Below are 17,705 nucleotides of genomic sequence, written 5' to 3' on the forward strand. Positions count from 1 at the left end.
AGCCTCACCACTTTCATTCTTCATGACGATATAAACGATTTCTTTCTATTTTAACAGCTTTCATGACAATCGAAAAATAATTGTTATCAAAAATAACAACTTATGACCATATGTATTTTTTTACGCTTCGCAAACGTTAAAGCATAGAGAAAACTCCCTGGACTACAGGCATCTATTGACATTACAAAAATGGGGCTACCAAGGAATAACTGAGCCTGTATCCAACTGTCATTATACAGCTTCACTTATTCCTGGTCACCCGCCTGTCATTTACATCCAATTATCAGTCCTGGATCGCTGCTTCCAATGCCACTTCAACCATTTCGTTAAAGGTTGACTGGCGCTCATCCGCCGACGTTTCCTCACCGGTTAAAATGTGATCGGAAATGGTTAATACAGATAATGCTTGGCGGCCAAATTTAGCAGCAAGCGTGTATAGCGCTGCTGATTCCATTTCTATTGCAAGGATTTGGTATTTTGCCCATTTTTCCAAATCACTATTATCGTTATAAAACTGATCGGCCGTAAAAACATTACCGACCTTCAATTGCAAGCCCTTAGCTGTGCCAGCGTCATAAGCTTTTCTTAGTAATTCGAAATCCGCCGTTGGGGCAAAGTCCACCCCGCCGAAAGTCATGCGGTTCATTTGGGAATCGGTGGAAGCACTCATTGCAAGGATCACATCCCTGACTTTTACATCCTTCTGAATCGCTCCTGCAGTTCCCACACGAATCAGCTTCTGGACATTATAGCTATTCATCAATTCATTCACGTAAATCGAAATGGATGGGACACCCATGCCTGTACCTTGTACAGAAATTCGTTTCCCTTTATATGTCCCTGTATATCCAAACATGTTACGAACTTCATTATAAAGTTTAGCATCCTCTAAAAATGTTTCAGCAATATATTTTGCACGCAACGGGTCCCCAGGAAGTAAGACCGTTTCCGCAATTTCATTTTCTTTTGCACCAATATGTACGCTCATACGACTATGTCCTCCTTAACTTGTGGTTGAAATGATATTCAAAAACTACTATACCATATCAACCACAAGTTAGGAAAATCGAACCTTATCCTAGAACTTGAAAAAGATAAGGAAACTGGAAGTCATAAAAAGACTTTGACACCCTTCCTTTAAACCGCAACAAAACGGCGGAGGTCCGCCGTCTTTTTTTAAGGTTAATAAAATTAAGGGATAGGAAGCTGTTAACCGTCTTATGACAGGTTACTCATCGACTTCTTCATCAATTATGCACTTTTCAAGAAGATATTCGAATGTGATGTCAGCAAGATCTTCAACTTCAGCTTCTGTTGGAAGATAGCCCCGTCTTATCAATTCTTGAAAAAAGAATTCCGCTATCTCTTCTGTATCAATAAAAACCTCAATTTCTCGCAAATCATCGCCCCCTTATTTAAAGGTCTATGAATGTGTAGAGACAAATATACCAGTAAGGCATCCCATTATGGAAAATCATTTGAAGGGCTTATATTTATCATGATCCATCCGTGTTCAATTTGAATGGAAGCTTCTATAGGGAATTTTGAAATTGCCCTTTAAAAATTCAGGATACCTTTCACTTCGTTTGCTTCTTTTTATGATCTGGATAAATTTCCTCTGCCGCCTTTTCAATTTTAGCAAGGGCGATCTTCATGATGTGACGATATTCATCATCGCCAAAATGTTCGTAGAGCTTACAATAATCATTATATAAATCCAACAGTCCATCAATCATTTCCTTTTTTTCATTTTTTGTCATTGTCATTTCTCGCTCACCTTTACCAGGGTTGTTTTGTTTAGCAATGATAGCAAGCTCATTTTTCTTTTTAGGAAGTAGCAGACCCAACTTTTTAATGATTCCATCTGCACGTTTAGCATCGGCTATCAAAGTCAGTTCTTCCTCATGCGCTTCAAGCCATTCACCATCAGAGATTCTGGATAACTCATAGATTACATCCTCCCAGGCATTTTCCTTATAGCGCCAAATTTCCGTTCGATAGCCGATAATCTTGAAATAATCCTGTTCATACCCATCCACCTGGACCAAGTCACCTAATAAATATTTATATTCAATATCGATTTGTTCTTTTTGATAAAGGATTTCACCTTCATATTCATTTATCGATTGCAATGTTTTTTCGATATAAAGACCTTCACTATAGTTCACTTCATACACATAAGCACCATCGAGAAATTTTACATCGGTTATATTCCCGACTGTCCCATACATTGTTATTACGACTGTATCGCCTAATTTAAATTTCGGCTGTTTTTTTTTGCCCATAAGAGACATCCCCCAATATGGTCCTTATCGTTTGATTAGTAAATTATATGCACAAACAAACATGGAGGTTAATGGAAAAGAGAGGGCATTTTGCTCATTTAGCTAAGTAACCCATTTATTAAACGGCACTACAACCAAAAACCGCCTCATTTAATGAGACGGTTCGTAGTGGGAATGATGAGCGTCACTTTCGTTCCTTCGTCGCGGACGCTTTCAATTTGAAATTTCCCTTTTAATTCCTCCATTATCTGAATGCACGTCGCCACACCTAATCCGTTTCCATCCGGTTTGGTGGTATAAAAGGGCATGCCGATATTTTTTAAATTCTCGGGACTGATGCCTTTCCCATCATCGCTGATCACTAATCTTACATAATGGGACTCGGAAGTATGATGCAATTCAATCTGCCCCCTTGCTTCGATGGCTTCACAAGAATTATTCAAGACATTCAAGAGAACCTGCCTTAACCGGTTCCTGTCTGAATAAACAACGACAGAGTGTGTCACTTCATTTATTAGTCTTACATGAGAACTCGGAATTGAAGGGATATAGGTATCTATTATTTCTTCAAGGAAATCCATTAAATCGATTTTCTCCCATTCCAGTTGATGCGGTTTTGCCAAATCAAGAAGTTGTGTCACGAATACATTAACCCGATCCACTTCATGAAGCATGACATCACTATATTTTTCTATTAATGTTTTATCATGATCCTGGCTCTTCAATAATTGGAAAAAGCCCTTTATTGTCGTCAGCGGGTTCCTGATTTCATGTGCGACACCGGCAGCAAGCTGGCCGACATATTTCAATTTTTCCGTACGGACGATTTCCTTCTCACGATCTTCTATCGTTTCCATCATTCTTAGAAAGGCTAGGTTCAATTTTTCCATTTCCTCGAAGCTTCTTTTATCGGAAATGATGAATTCCTTTCCTCCAATGAAATCCTCTGTCGCTTCGACAAGTTCTTGAACTGGCCGCACAAGGGTCTTTGTTAGTAAATAGACAGCCAGAATGATAGAAACAAAAACGATGCTGTAGATTGTCAAATACCGTGTTAAAAGGTCATTCAAAGGCTGAAAGACTTGTTTCTTATCTGCACCCACAACAACAAACCATTTATTCTCCGTTTTTGCAATCGTATGAACAGGCTGGATGGAATATATTTTTTCCCCGTTCTCTGCGCTGTACAATTCATCCGATAACGAAGCTTCCATCAGCTTACCTTTCGTTAATCCCATTTCTTTCAATGCAGAATCCTGCATGACTCCATGCGGGTCTTTTTTCGAAATCATGATGCCTTCTTGATTGATCATGAAAAAGTTCACTGGGTATTTATCGCTAATTTCATTAGCCTTTTTCTCCATCAGCTCCCAAAGTCCTTCCAATCGGAAAGCTGGAGATACGACACCGATCATTTTCCCTGCATTATCATAAACCGGCGCACTCAGAGCAATTATGGGTTCTGGGAAAGCACGGGTTTTATAAACGTCAGAAAGGAATTCACGACCTTCTATGGCCTCTTTGAACCATATTCTCTGCGCGAGGTTGTCCCCGATCATTTTATTGGATGTATCTGCAATGACATTGCCTTCCATATCCAAATGCAAGACACCGTAATAATATCCTTTTGCATCGATAAACTTTTTTAGTTCCTCTGACTTCTCTTCTTTTGAATGGCCAGGATTGATGATTACCGAATTTGCACTCATTAACCTCACATCACTGATCCGTTCGTTCAAATAGCTATATGTTTCATTTACAATATTCAGTGAACCTGCATTCAGGGCATTTTTTGCTTCCTTCTCAAGCAGGGACCGTTGTGATCCATAGGATATGATCCCCAATATCAGAAGAGGAACACTTGCAATAAGTAATGAATAAAGCAAAATTCGGGTTTGAAGGCTTTTAAGCATCCTTCCGATCCTCCCTATTCCTGATCTCCTAATAAGAGCCCTTCTTCTATTTGGACATACTGCTCCCATGCTTGATCGAATAGTGACATACTATCGAGATAGTCTGCATTCAATTCCAAATAACTGCTCAGTTCATTATAATCAGTCGATTGTTTTGGGAAGCCATGATCCTCATAGGCATGATTGGCAAATTTAGTGATTGCATCAATTTCCTTTGGTTGTCGAAATTTCATTAAATATAAATAAAATGGTCTCATGATGTTGAGCCCCCCCTAAAATAACTATGATTTCTGCTTTAATATATCGGAAACTTTCGCTTCCGTCCACTTTTTTAAAGATGAATTTGGTCTATTCTTCCTCACTTTATAGATTTCCACGATTTTTCATCAAAAAATGCATTCATTTTCTTACGGAATTACACTTAAATATCGTACTCCCATCCTTTTAAGACGGAAAAACTTTTTTTTATACGACTTGGTTCATGAATCGATAAAGGAATGAAGTGCTTCATTCTTGCTTAGCCCAATCTTTCAATCAAATGCACTTCAAAAACCTTATTATTTTCATTATCTGAAAAGGAAAATCCCCTACATCTAAGATGGAAATAGTGGTTTGCACTAATTCTGTCCAAATGGGGGGATTTATTCATTCATATATGGAAATGTAAATGCATCATGCCGCTAAAAGTCAAAGTAATTACGTTTCAACAGCCTTTTCATGTTCATTAGCTCACTGTACGTCGTTTGTTTTTCAAGCTGTTTCGTATCAATTAAAAACAGTTGATTTTCGATTTCCTTCACTATTTCATCACTTTGAAAAAGAGCATCGCAGCTCTCACATCGAGATGAAGGGGTCTCCGTAATTTCAACTGCCCTCGTACCATCCGGCAGTTCCCAATACACAGTCCCATTTACTGATGCAAGCTTCCCTTTCTCACACCATGGACACGTCTCCATGCTATTCATCTCCCTTAGGTGTGCTGTTTTTTTGCTGTGCCTGGAATTTCTTTTCTTTTAACAAATCCCGCTTTTCACGTTGGTTTTTCAATGAAGCATGCTCTGGGTTGGTCACGTAATTTTCCCGTCGATTCATTCGCTTCAGTCCTTCAGGCACTAAATTGAATTGCTTGTCGTTCATTAAACCAGATACACCTATATCTGATTGTCTTTCTTCCATATCAGGATATACCCCTTTGAAGTAATCATCTGCAAGTCCTGGTGTATATTGCTCAGGTTCCGGATATGTGGTTATCACACCTTCAAAATTGCGCAGCACCGTTTTTGTTGGAGATTGTGAAAGGATATAATTCGGCTGCAGCGTGATTTTCCCTCCCCCTCCAGGAGCATCGACGACGAAGGTAGGTACAGCATACCCGGATGTATGGCCTCGGAGACCCTCAATGATTTCAATGCCTTTTGAAATGGGAGCCCTGAAGTGACCGATGCCTTCCGACAGATCGCACTGATAAATATAGTAAGGGCGGACACGAATCTTAACAAGGTCATGCATCAGCTTTTTCATGATTGCGACACTGTCATTGATCCCTGCTAAAATAACTGCCTGGTTGCCCACAGGTACACCTGCATCGGCAAGCATCTCACATGCTTTCTTTGATTCCTCGGTAATTTCTATCGAGGTATTGAAATGAGTATTCAGCCAAACCGGATGATATTTTTTTAAAATGGTGCATAAATTTTCAGTGATTCTTTGAGGAAAAACAACCGGAGCCCGCGTTCCTATCCTGATTATCTCAACATGAGGAATTTCCCTTAAGTTCTTGAGGATATATTCAAGGATCGTATCATTGATCAATAATCCGTCCCCGCCAGAAATAAGGACATCCCGAACTGCCGGTGTGTCACGTATATAACCGATTGCAGCGTCCAATTGTTTTTTGGGCACGCCCATGCCAATTTGTCCTGAAAAGCGTCTTCTCGTACAATAACGGCAGTACATGGAGCACTGATTCGTCACCAAAAAAAGAACGCGATCCGGATATCTATGGGTCAGTCCCGGCACTGGGGAGTCCTCATCCTCATGAAGAGGGTCTTCCATGTCATATTTGGTTTTATGCATTTCTTCCGAGATTGGGACCGATTGCATTCTGATTGGACACCTTGGGTCATCTTTATTCATTAACGAAGCATAGTATGGGGTGATATTCAATGGAATGGTTTTTGTGGAAATCCTCACACCTTCCTCTTCATCTGGAGTCAGGTTTATCACTTTCTTCAAATCATCGACAGTTCGGATCGTATTCGTAAGCTGCCACAGCCAGTTGTTCCATTGTTCTTCGGTTACATCTTTCCATAGCTCTATATCTTTCCAATTGCGATCTGGCTTATATAAGTCAAATAACATGGTTATACCTCCTGAGTTATGATAGTAGTATTAAATGCAAGAAGGGTGCCAAAATGACCCAATAATTCGAAGGCCCATAAAAAAAACCGGACTGCAGGCTGCATCCGGATTTTTTCCATTCAAATATGCTTTTTAATTTTATATTGCAAGGTCTGCCTTGGAATCTGCAATAGCTTCGATGCCTGGAAAACGTTACCGTTCGTTTGAAGAAGGGCCTCGGTAATCAATTTTATTTCCATTTCAATCATGGCCTCACGAAGCGGAAGTATTTTTTCAGATGGGGTGCGCTTTTTTAAAGACTGGGGCAAATCTGCAAGGTTCAAAACATCATTCTCCGTATGGTTCATCATGAATTCTACGGTATGTTTAAGCTCCCTTACATTTCCAGGCCAATGATATTCCCGAAAAAAAACCTTTGTCTGCTCATCCATGCCTTTAATGGACAATCCTAATTTACTGTTAAATATTGATATGAAATGTTCAGTAAGAAGCTCTATATCATCAATCCGCTCCCTTAGCGGAGGCAGCTCGTAGCTCAATACGTTCAATCGGTAAAATAAATCGGGCCTTAGCCTGTTATCCGATACCGCCTTTTCCGGATCTATATTCATCGCTGCCATGATCCTCACATCCACCTGTACACTCTTTGTACCTCCTATCCTCCTTATGAACCCATCTTCGAGCACACGCAGAAGCTTTGCCTGCAAGTCAATCGGCATCGATTGCAATTCATCCAAAAACAAGGTTCCACCATTGGCCAATTCAAACAGTCCCTGGCGTTCCACAGCACCAGTGTAGCTTCCTTTAGCCGTACCGAAGAGAAGCGATTCCAATAAATTTTCCGGTAAGGCCGCACAATTTTGCGCGATGAATGGTTCTTTACTGCGGCTCGAACCCTGGTGTATGCTTTGAACAAAAAGCTCTTTTCCTACACCGCTTTCCCCATAAACCAACACCGATGAGGAGGAGCGGGCAGCCTTTTTCCCTTGTGAGATCAGACCTTTAAATCCAGCATCAATAGTCAGGATTTCAGTGAAAGAATATAATCCATCGGTTCCGGGCGTTTTCCTTTCAGGACTTTTGATCGTCTTGAGCGAGCTTTCCAGGTCAGCTAACCTTTCAGATAATTGCTTCAAGCTTGAATAATCCTTGGCAATCTCTATAGCGCCTATCATAAACCCATCTACATATATGGGGAGCGTCGTGTTTAACGTCTCAATGATTCGCCCATGTGCATTTACATACGATTGGCTATAGTTGTAGATTGGTTTTTCAGATTTAATGACCCGCAGCAATGTCGATGATTTGTGATTCAAAGAAGGGAAGGCTTCAAGCAACGGTTTCCCAAGCACCTCACTTCTTTTCATCCCATCATGATTGGCCGCCACCTCGTTATAAAAGATGGTCTGTCCTTTTGGATCTATCACATGAATGCCTTCATCAATGGTTTGTAATATGGCTTCCAATACTTCACTTGTATTAAAAAATTCACTTGGCAAGATACCCCTCCTCAAGATCTTCTTGCTAGATGTATATGAGGAAATGCCAAAAACTTGTCATGTACCGCCTAAATTTGAGCATTCAAGTGAAATTTTTCACCCAAAGGTTCATGTCTTCCAGTTTATCGAAGATGTAACAGTTATTGGCCAAACGTCCGCGGTACGAGTATCCATGCTGATGCAATGCAGCATTCATGCCGAATGAGAGCGACCTGGCAATCGAATAAATACAATAAATCCCATGTGAAATAAGATATTCTTCAAGCGCGGAAATCAAGTGTTTCATCAAGCCGTACTGCCGATGTTCCGGCAATGTCGCACAATCGGTGATTTCTGCATTATGGTAAAAGGAATCAATTTCTGCTGAAGCAGCACTGACAATCCTGTATTCGTGGACATAAATATAAAAAACCGTTCCCTTTTCCATGCACTTTTTCACATATACCGGATCATTCATCGGTGTGGGATACACTTCGAAAACCTCCCCATACAATTGGGCCAGCTGAGGTGCATCGGTAACTTCCGCTTTGCGGCCTTGATAGACTGACGGCGGGTTATCTAATCCGGATTTTATCGGCAGCCTCTGTACATCGGTAAGGATTTGATCTTCCTTTTCCCATTCTGCACTGTTGCGCCTTGCATTCCGGTTATATTTAACAAGGAAGAAACAATCGCTTCCCAAAAAGAATTTATCGATGCTTCCTTCATATATAAAGCCCTGAGCAAGCAATGCCAGAACGTTTTCCTTGCGTGACTTGAAGATGATTTTTTCTGCTGAAATGTCTTTAGCCACCTTTAAAGATTCCTCCACGCATTCTTGAAAATGACCTAAATAATCATCAATCCTGATTCGCTTATTAAAATGGTCAATCGTAATATGTATGGTGCACCTTGGCTTTTGAATCCTTTTTCCAATGATTCCAGCCTCCATTTGTCCCGCTCCCTTCAAAACTTCGAAATCGTTGCGAAAGGCCTGACCCTTCCTGGAATCAGACCTCCGGAAAAATGATTATTCCTGGTCCACCCCACACCATTCTATCATGGTCAATGCAATGATTTCCGCAACCTCCATCATTTTATCCACCTCTATATATTCGTTCGAATCATGGGCCATCTTCGTTTCCCCTGGTCCAAACACAACTACGGGGGTAGAGCCCACCGATGAAAGATACCCTCCGTCCGTCGCCCAAGGTGACGCTTCGACAAGCGGTTCCTCCCCTACCACTTTTTCATAATATGTGCCAATTGTCTTCATGAGCGGATGATCTATTTCGAGATTGCCAGGCAGCCATCTGGCCCCAAACCATTCTAATTCAATCGGTTTTTCTTTAAACCATGCATCACTCTCATTTAAAGCATCTATTCGCTCCATCAGCGATTTTTGTGCTTCTTCCATGGTTTCTGTCGGGGCGATGCCGAATCTACCTTCCAGAACGGCTGTATCCGGCACGGAGGAAGGCCAATTCCCGCTTTGAATGCTACCTATGTTGATTGGAATGGGGATAGGGACATTTTTATAGAGTGAATGACGGAGTGACTCATTCCGTTCTTGTTCGAGCAACTTGATTTCTTTCATTACACTAACCGCTTTATCTATTGCACTGATCCCTTCATACCTCGTGCCCCCATGTGCAGACTTGCCTTTTATTTTCAGTCGAAACCACATCGAACCTTGCTGTAAAGGGAATAGTTTCATATTTGTAGGCTCCGGAATGATTGCACCATCAGCTTTGTACCCCCGTATGACTGCCGCAAGTGTGCCGGCACCACCGCTTTCCTCTTCAATCACACTCTGGAATATCACATCCCCCTTCAATTTGATTCCGGATTCGACGATCGCTTCAATGGCCAGTAATAAAGATACATTGCCGCCCTTCATGTCCGTCGTTCCCCGCCCGAAAACTTTCCCGTCCATTAACTTGCCGCTATAGGGTTCATCGTGCCATGCTGCAAGATCTCCTTCAGGAACTACATCAATATGTCCGTTTAAAATAAGGGATTTCCCCTGGCCCGTTCCTCTTTTAATAGCCACAAGATTCGGATTTCCTTTAAAATCCCGGCGGTTGCAATAAAAATGGGGATGTTTTCTTAATTGTTCATCCCCGATTTCCCAAAGATCTATTTCTAGACCAAGTTGTCTGCACTTCTCGACCACTATGGCTTGTGCACTTCCTTCTTGCCCCCTTTTGCTCGGTTCCTGAACCAGTTTTTGCAAAAGCTGAACCCCATTCATCCGATGTTCATTCAACCATGTTTTTATTTTTTCCTCATACATATCCATTCTCCTCTCTCATTCTTTTAAAATATGGATATTTTCAGAGACGGTAAACGAGGCTTCGGTCCGATTCCTGATTTCCTGAATGCTGGACGTATCAAATACATCAGTTAATAGGAGGCCCTCCGAAGTTACGGAAAACACGCCTAATTCAGTGATGATCATATGTACGCATTTCTTGGCAGTTAACGGCAACGTACATTTTTTGACTAATTTAGACATGCCCGCTTTATCATTATGTTCCATCAAGACAATGACCTTTTTGGCCTTTGCCGCCAGCTCCATGGCACCGCCCATGCCTGGCACCCGCTTTCCCGGGACAATCCAATTAGCGAGATCCCCCGCTTGACTTACTTGAAGGGCTCCCAGAATCGTGATATCCACCCTGCCACGCCGTATCATCCCAAATGCAACAGTACTGTCGCAGTAGGAGGCCCCGGCTCTAATGGTGATCGGCAGTCCGCCTGCATTGCAAAGATGCGCATCTTCCTTCCCCATTTCAGGAGTACTGCCAATTCCCACAAGGCCATTTTCCGCATGAAACATAACTTTATGGTCATTCAAAAGATGATTCGGTACAAGTGATGGAATGCCGATTCCCAAATTGACCAGCATCCCATCGCTTATTTCTGCTGCTGCCCGTTTCGCTATTCTATTTCTATCTTCTGTTCCCAAACCCATTTCCAATCGACTCCTTTTGATGGAATGATATAATCCACAAAGGCACCCGGAACAATGATGTCCTCTGGATCCAAAGAGCCAAGCGGAACGATTTGCATGGCTTCGACTATAGTGATTTGTCCAGCTGCAGCAACGATTGGATTCGTGTTCCGGGCGCTTTTATCAAATATAAGATTTCCATAAGGATCTGCCATTTCTGCGTAAACAATGGCGATATCTGCAGTTAAAGCCGGTTCCACCAGATAATTTTTCTTCCCTAGCTTTACGGTTTGCTTGCCGTCCCGGACGATATCGGCCTCAATTCCAATATCAGTCAATATACCGCCTAGCCCCATTCCTCCGGCCCGGATGCGTTCGACAAGTGTCCCTTGCGGAGAGAACTCCACTTCGAGTTCTCCATTGTTCATTAATAGTCCTGCATCAGGATTGGAACCGATATGGGAAACGATGATCTTTTTCGCCCGGCGTTGCGTGACCAGTTTTCCGATTCCGATATCGGGGAAACCTGTATCGTTCCCAATCAAGGTTAAATCCTTAATGCCTGATTCCAAAATCAGATTGATCAATCCCGGTGGCGTCCCTATGCCACCGAATCCCCCATACATGATGGACTGATGATCTTTAAAGTGATGGCGCACATCCTCCAAACGACAAATCTTCCGGAATGTATTTTCCACCACTATGACTCACTTCCTTGTTGTGATGAACGTTTACCTATCGATTCATTGAATTGCCTAAAAGTTATATCGACCCTCATTAACAATTCAGCACACTCCTCTTCCGATATCGTTAACGGCGGGGAGATGATGATGGCTGCCCCGGTTACACCGTCAAGGCCTGCGGCTGCGGGATAAAGAAGTATTCCATTTCTCATTCCCAATTCAATGATTTCATTGGTCACGTCTGCCTCCTTCGGAAATGGGGCCGATGTTGCTTTATCTTGGACAAACTCGATGCCAATCAATAAACCTTTCCCGCGTATATCACCGATAAAGGAATACTTCCCTGCCAAATTTTTCAGGCCCCTAATCAGGTAATTCCCTCTGTCGGCTGATTTTTCGACAAGTTCATTCCTTTCGACATATTCCAAAACGGCCAAAGATACCGCACACGATAACGGATTAGCACTAAGCGTATGACCTCCTATAATTGATTTCGAGCCTTTCATTATGGGCTCCATCACGTTTTTGGTCATTACTGCGGCTGCTATCGGGGTATACCCTCCACTCATGCCTTTACCAAATGTTACAATATCAGGTTCCACATCCCAATATTCGGAAGCAAGCATCTTTCCGGTACGTCCAAATCCGGTCATTACTTCATCCGCAATGAATAAAATATCATTCTCTTCGCATATTTTCTTGAGTTTTCGAAAATAACCATCAGGAGGAACGATGGCCCCTCCTGCAGCGCCGATAACAGGTTCAGCAATGAATGCAGCTATATTTTCACTGCCAATACGCCGGATTGATGCTTCCAATTCCGAAGCACAGGCCATTCCGCACGTATGCGAATCAAGTTGAAGTGGACATCGGTAACAATATGGAGGAGATACAGAAGGATATGATTCTAGCAAAGGAGAAAATCGTTCCCGGCGAATCGGATGTCCGGACATTGAAAGAGCTCCCATCGTGATGCCATGGTAGCTCATCCATCTCGATATGATTTTCTGTTTCTTTGGCTTCCCTTTTTCCTGCCAATGCTGAATGGCAATTTTCAATGCCGTTTCAGTCGCTTCGGAGCCGCTGTTTACAAAAAAGCTGTATGTCAGTTCCCCTTTTGTCAATTCTGCAATTTTCCCGGCAAGTTTCTCTGCAGCATCGCTGGTAAATTGGGAACGATACACGAATGAAACCTGTTTAGCCTGTTTGACCATCGCCTCAATGACTTCCTGGACTCCATGGCCAATATTGGCTGTAACAGCACCGGAAGAAGCATCTAGGTAATCCTTTCCATCTTTATCGTACAAAAAAACTCCCTGACCATGACTAATAGTCGGGTAGGCTCCTCCCAGGACCGGTTTGATCAATGAAGACTGCTCCATAAGCCTGCACACTCCTTCTCTTTAAAAACAAAGCAATATAATAAAGTGTATGTCCAGGTGAAGGCAATCTTGCTAAGGAAATTGGCCTAGGCATGTAATCGGATAAGTTTCTTGGTTTCATGAGAGATTGTAAAAAAAATGGGACAAAAAAAGTGTATCCGCAAGAGATACACTTTTTTCTTACAATACGCTATTTAGTTTTTCTTCACGAATTGACTCCAAAAAACTTTCATCCTTTAAAACAGCCAGCACATTTTTATAAAAAGCAGTTTTATCGATAACTGAAGTATGTACATATTCATACTCTTTTAAAGACGGATGACGCAAAACATTTTTCATGCAGGAATGACAAACTTTTTTAGTTCCTAACTTATAGTAGTTCAAGTTACTTGCATCCCCATTAGAAGTGTCTTCGTTACATACGAAACATGTATGGCTCACTCGGCCTTTTTTATTATACTCGGCCAAAGCCCCTTCTAAACGAATGGATGCTGGAATTGTTAATAACACATAATCACCTTTTCTATTTTAAATCTCTTAGTATTATATCAGAAAAATAAAGAATTTGAACTATTAGACTCATATTCCCTAATAATGCTTGTAAAATAGGACAATTTCCAGGGCTTACAAGAGGAAAGATTCCTAAAATACACCAGAATGCAAAATATATTCATACATTTCCGAACAGATTAAGACACCGTCCACTTTTTGAACGGCGTCTTCATAATATGTCATGAAAGGATCTGGATCGTCGCTTTTCCGTTCTTCACCTTCATTACTGCTTTTGAACCAACCGGCACCGTTACAAATGGATGGACATGACCGAAGTTGGCATTTGCGATCACAGGTATGCCATTTATCTCCTTTTTGGAGGTGATGATTTCCTGCAAGGCATATTCAGTCATTCCTGAATCCTTTTGGAAACGGCCGATGACGATTCCTTTAATCCCACTTGCACCTGGCTGATGGAGCAAGGATTGTAAATCCCGGTCAAAACTGAATGGGTGGCTTTCTTCGTCATCTTCTATGAAAAGGATACTGTCCTTTAAAGATGGCATGAACTCTGTCCCTTGTAATAGATTGAGTGTACAAAGATTACCTCCAATGATTGTCCCAGCCGCTTCACCTTCCTGAATGACCATATATCCACCATTCGGGTGGAAAGTTCGGTCATCCTGTTCTAAATGCCAGGAATCATCACTCCACGTTTCACTTGGCTCAAGATAAAAGCCTGCACTTTCAATTACAGCCTTTTTAAAATATTCCATCGTATATTCCAGACCAGCCTTCATCCCGAACGTCGAGAAATGAGGACCTGAATATGTAGTTAAACCTGTTTTATTATAAATGGCCAATAAAATTGCGGTTATATCACTATAACCCATCAACACTTTTGGATTTTCCTTAATCAAATCATAGTCGATATACCGTAACAATTGGTTAGCGTTATACCCCCCGATGGCTGTAAAAATCCCCTTCACATTTGGATCCCTGAACGCCTCATGCAAATCCTCGATCCGGTCTTCGATCGAATTCGAGAAAAAGTCATCATGGAACAAAGCCGTTTCACCATATGTCACTTTAAAACCAAGGTCAGTCAACCTTTCTTCTGCCAATCTGCGTTGTTCCCCTTTGACAATCGCCAAGCTTCTTGAAGGAGCAATTACGCGAATTTCATCCCCTGCTTGTAAACGGGAAGGTTTCATATCTTTATCCCCCTAAATTAATTACATTCTGTCGTTATTTTAGCAGAAATGGTGAACAAAGAAAAACCCAGAACCTTTATGGTATGTCCTTCACACAAGTTATTTTCTTGCAAATTGGCCATGCCGGTATCAGGATTGGAAATAAGATTGGTTATGTATCGCCTGTCCAACTTGGATTTAACCTGCCTTTTCAGTCGACAACCATGGAATTTAAAAAGGTCCACCCACATTCCTTACATAAAGAAAAAACCAGCTTTATCAGCTGGTCTTTAGGTTATTGTATTAGCAGCAGAATGAAGCGCCGATGATAATCAAAAGAATGAACAAGACAACGATTAATGCGAAGCCTGATCCAAATCCGCAGCAACCGCCGCCGCCGCCGTATCCACCGCCACCATAACCGAATCCTGGTCCTGCAACATTTCCACCATATCCGTACATTAAGTTTCACTCCTTTTAGAATTCTTATTTCTCTTTACACCTTACCATATGTCAATACGCCCGCCTTGGTCTGTGCATTTGCCTATTTTTCTGAATTTAAGAAAAAACTTCAAGCAACACCATCTTCACCGTTATTCATTCAATGGCTGTAATACCGCAAGTAACCATGAAAAATGTCAAAAAAAACGTTTCATATTTATTGTGTTACGTTAAAATTGGGATATAATAAGGAAAAACAATTCTTAGCCTCTTTAAGCTATCTCATACCTACATGGATACATAAAAGGCAATACGGGGGAACATAATTGAAAACGAACGCAAAATCCTTCATCCCTTTCGCTGCAATCGCCACGATCCTTCTAATCAGCTATATCCTTCAAAAAGTCCCTAAAACATATGGATCAGATGATTCGATAAATGTTTATCAAAAATTCCAATCAGGCCAGCCCATTCAATATCTCGTCATTGGTGACAGTATCGGAAGAGGGTCGGGAGCTGAAAAGCCTGATCTAACATGGTTCAACCAGTTAGAAAATAAGATGAATGAAGCCAATGATATTTCTTTACACGGTGACTACGTGGTCCAAAGCGGAGCCACTGCTTTTGAAGGCCTATTCAAGCTTTCCCAAAAAAGGGAGCATGATCACAAAGATCTGATTTTCTTCGTTTTTGGTGAGAATGATCGCAAATATATGAATGTCGATGATTTTACCATGACATATGAAGCATTAATGAGAAAGGCGAAACGGCTCCACCCTAATGCTGAATTATTCACAATAACAGAGAGTTCCTTGAAATATGATGAATTTGCGTCAGCCATCGGACTTTTATCCAAACATTACGGTGCAACCAATGTGGATATGCGACCTATATTCAAGGATTCAGGATATACGGAAAAACAGCTGACAAGAGATTTGATTCATCCAAATGGGCTGGGTTATAAATTATATGCTGATGCAATTTATGAACGGTTCCTGGATAACATCAAACGGGAAAAGACTGTAGCAGGCCTTCCATCTAAGCTGCATGCCCGTTCTGGATTTGAATTATCTGAAATTGACCACTATGGAAAAATGAGCGGTTTCCGTCCAAGGGGTGGCTATTTCACTAGCAGTGAAAAGGGCAGTGTGATTGAATATACCTTCAAAGGAAGTATGCTTGGTGTGAAACTGCTTAGAAGTCCTGATGGCGGGGAAGTGAATGTATGGATTGACGGAAATGAAATCACGACTTTAAATACGTGGTGGCCATTTGCCCGTGAAAGATATTTATTTATCACAAATGGGCTCCGTCCCGGTTCACATACTGTCCGTTTTGAGGTGACTGGCAGGACTAAAGCAATGGAACTTACCACCATTCCATATGTCCGGATCGCGTCCATCATCACAGATTGAATATTACCCAATAAATAACCCCCTATCATTAGCTGATAGGGGGTTTTGCATTCAATCAAACAGCTTTTTGTATTCTCCGTATCCTTCTTTTTCAAGATCTTGGAGCGGGATGAACCTTAATGATGCAGAATTGATGCAATAGCGTAATCCCGACGGTCCCGGCCCATCATTGAAAACATGACCCAGATGAGAATCGGCAGTTTTTGAGCGAACCTCTATCCTTCTCATACCATAACTCGTATCGAGGTTTTCCACTACTTCCTCTTCTTTAAGCGGTTTAGTGAAGCTTGGCCAACCGCAGCCTGAATCGAACTTTTCCTTTGAAGTGAAAAGAGGATTTCCTGAAACGATATCCACATATAATCCTTCCTCCTTCAAGTTCCAATATTCATTGTTAAAGGCTGGTTCCGTTCCATTATTTTGTGTGACTTCATATTGAATCGGAGTGAGTTTCTGTTTTAATTCTTCTTTACTTTTCATTTTTTCCCCCCAGTGATGTTGTATAAATGCTTTCCTTCCTGAACCAATCGAATATCTTTCATAATGCTCAGGTTGCTTTTTATAATAATGCTGGTGGTATGTCTCGGCTGGATAAAACGTTTTGGCCGGTATAATCGGCGTTACGATCGGTCTTGAAAATTTCCCGCTTGCCTGCAGCTTAGCTTTGGATGCTTCTGCAATTTCACGTTGGTTTTCGTCATGATAAAAAATGGCCGTTTGATAAGAACTTCCCCGGTCATAAAATTGCCCGCCAGCATCTGTCGGGTCAATTTGCTGCCAGAATAACTCGATTATCTCCTCATATGGATATACGCTTGGATCAAAGGTTATTTGAACTGCTTCATAATGACCCGTGGTTTCGGAGCAAACTTCTTTGTACGTAGGGTTTTCCGTAGTCCCGCCCGTATAGCCGGAGATAACGGATTCGATGCCAGGCTGTTCATCGAACGGTTTCACCATGCACCAGAAACATCCGCCTGCGAATGTTGCCTTCTCTAACTGCTTTGTCAAATGAAAATCCTCCTTTTTTACAAACAATCCATTGAATGAATTTTAACGCTTTTATATGACCCTGTAAAATAATATGCCGATCGACCCTTTTTAAG

18 protein-coding genes and 2 pseudogenes are annotated in these 17,705 nt (G+C 41.6%); 1 reads left to right on the plus strand and 19 read right to left on the minus strand.

Annotation, left to right across the window (positions count from 1 at the left end; all coding sequences use genetic code 11):
- Positions 1-283 precede the first annotated feature (283 nt).
- The 18 genes and pseudogenes from deoD to OSJ91_RS16210 form a co-directional block, all read right to left on the minus strand.
- Positions 284-988: a purine-nucleoside phosphorylase gene (deoD, locus tag OSJ91_RS16125; protein WP_230175687.1), complete on the minus strand. Its 705-nt coding sequence runs from the start codon at positions 986-988 to the stop codon at positions 284-286.
- Positions 989-1,228: 240 nt separating this feature from the next.
- Entirely contained in the window at positions 1,229-1,399 is a 171-nt protein-coding gene (locus tag OSJ91_RS16130; protein WP_064505166.1) for a YozD family protein, read from the minus strand.
- Positions 1,400-1,577: 178 nt separating this feature from the next.
- Positions 1,578-2,285 (minus strand): hypothetical protein, encoded by a 708-nt coding sequence (locus OSJ91_RS16135; protein ID WP_214750321.1) that lies wholly within the window; start codon positions 2,283-2,285, stop codon positions 1,578-1,580.
- Between the two features lie 146 nt (positions 2,286-2,431).
- Positions 2,432-3,031 carry a sensor histidine kinase gene (locus OSJ91_RS16140; RefSeq protein ID WP_485891912.1) on the minus strand — a complete coding sequence of 200 codons (600 nt, stop codon included), beginning with the start codon at positions 3,029-3,031 and terminating at the stop codon, positions 2,432-2,434.
- A pseudogene (locus OSJ91_RS16145) lies at positions 3,004-3,103 on the minus strand (histidine kinase dimerization/phospho-acceptor domain-containing protein); the annotation flags it as partial. The pseudogene OSJ91_RS16145 and the gene OSJ91_RS16140, both read right to left, overlap by 28 nt.
- Before the next feature lie 465 nt (positions 3,104-3,568).
- Positions 3,569-4,267: pseudogene (locus tag OSJ91_RS16150) on the minus strand (PDC sensor domain-containing protein); the annotation flags it as partial.
- Complete coding sequence (locus OSJ91_RS16155) at positions 4,213-4,455, minus strand: YozE family protein (protein WP_101225334.1); 243 nt, start codon at positions 4,453-4,455, stop codon at positions 4,213-4,215. The gene OSJ91_RS16155 and the pseudogene OSJ91_RS16150, both read right to left, overlap by 55 nt.
- 423 nt (positions 4,456-4,878) lie before the next feature.
- The gene (locus tag OSJ91_RS16160; protein WP_350299151.1) at positions 4,879-5,154 is read right to left on the minus strand and encodes a YokU family protein; all 276 of its coding nucleotides are present in this window, start codon (positions 5,152-5,154) and stop codon (positions 4,879-4,881) included.
- Position 5,155: 1 nt separating this feature from the next.
- A complete protein-coding gene (gene kamA, locus OSJ91_RS16165) occupies positions 5,156-6,559 on the minus strand; it encodes a lysine 2,3-aminomutase (protein WP_485890049.1) in 1,404 nt (467 codons plus the stop codon).
- Between the two features lie 119 nt (positions 6,560-6,678).
- Positions 6,679-8,058: a sigma-54 interaction domain-containing protein gene (locus tag OSJ91_RS16170; protein ID WP_485890050.1), complete on the minus strand. Its 1,380-nt coding sequence runs from the start codon at positions 8,056-8,058 to the stop codon at positions 6,679-6,681.
- An 82-nt stretch (positions 8,059-8,140) separates the two neighbouring features.
- Positions 8,141-8,989, minus strand: coding sequence for a putative beta-lysine N-acetyltransferase (ablB, locus tag OSJ91_RS16175; RefSeq protein ID WP_485890051.1), 849 nt, complete (start codon positions 8,987-8,989; stop codon positions 8,141-8,143).
- A 78-nt stretch (positions 8,990-9,067) separates the two neighbouring features.
- Positions 9,068-10,339 carry a peptidase gene (locus tag OSJ91_RS16180; protein WP_350299155.1) on the minus strand — a complete coding sequence of 424 codons (1,272 nt, stop codon included), beginning with the start codon at positions 10,337-10,339 and terminating at the stop codon, positions 9,068-9,070.
- Between the two features lie 9 nt (positions 10,340-10,348).
- The gene (locus OSJ91_RS16185; protein WP_485890052.1) at positions 10,349-11,014 is read right to left on the minus strand and encodes a 3-oxoacid CoA-transferase subunit B; all 666 of its coding nucleotides are present in this window, start codon (positions 11,012-11,014) and stop codon (positions 10,349-10,351) included.
- Positions 10,981-11,619, minus strand: coding sequence for a CoA transferase subunit A (locus OSJ91_RS16190; RefSeq protein WP_485891913.1), 639 nt, complete (start codon positions 11,617-11,619; stop codon positions 10,981-10,983). Before OSJ91_RS16190 ends, OSJ91_RS16185 begins: the two co-directional genes overlap by 34 nt.
- 74 nt (positions 11,620-11,693) lie before the next feature.
- The gene (locus tag OSJ91_RS16195; RefSeq protein ID WP_485890053.1) at positions 11,694-13,058 is read right to left on the minus strand and encodes an aspartate aminotransferase family protein; all 1,365 of its coding nucleotides are present in this window, start codon (positions 13,056-13,058) and stop codon (positions 11,694-11,696) included.
- 180 nt (positions 13,059-13,238) lie between these two features.
- On the minus strand, positions 13,239-13,568 hold the full coding sequence (locus OSJ91_RS16200) for a hypothetical protein (RefSeq protein ID WP_089364046.1): 330 nt from the start codon (positions 13,566-13,568) through the stop codon (positions 13,239-13,241).
- A gap of 221 nt (positions 13,569-13,789) precedes the next feature.
- Positions 13,790-14,764: a S66 family peptidase gene (locus tag OSJ91_RS16205; RefSeq protein ID WP_350299158.1), complete on the minus strand. Its 975-nt coding sequence runs from the start codon at positions 14,762-14,764 to the stop codon at positions 13,790-13,792.
- Between the two features lie 282 nt (positions 14,765-15,046).
- On the minus strand, positions 15,047-15,205 hold the full coding sequence (locus tag OSJ91_RS16210) for a YjcZ family sporulation protein (RefSeq protein ID WP_101225277.1): 159 nt from the start codon (positions 15,203-15,205) through the stop codon (positions 15,047-15,049).
- A gap of 305 nt (positions 15,206-15,510) precedes the next feature.
- Here OSJ91_RS16210 and OSJ91_RS16215 point away from each other — a divergent pair, with 305 nt between their 5' ends.
- The gene (locus OSJ91_RS16215; protein WP_413018465.1) at positions 15,511-16,599 is read left to right on the plus strand and encodes an SGNH/GDSL hydrolase family protein; all 1,089 of its coding nucleotides are present in this window, start codon (positions 15,511-15,513) and stop codon (positions 16,597-16,599) included.
- 51 nt (positions 16,600-16,650) lie between these two features.
- On the opposite strand, the gene msrB is transcribed toward OSJ91_RS16215, so the two are convergent.
- On the minus strand, positions 16,651-17,610 hold the full coding sequence (gene msrB / locus OSJ91_RS16220; protein ID WP_485890054.1) for a peptide-methionine (R)-S-oxide reductase MsrB: 960 nt from the start codon (positions 17,608-17,610) through the stop codon (positions 16,651-16,653).
- Positions 17,611-17,705: the final 95 nt, after the last annotated feature.

This window comes from Bacillus sp. T-10(2022) (assembly GCF_056502895.1).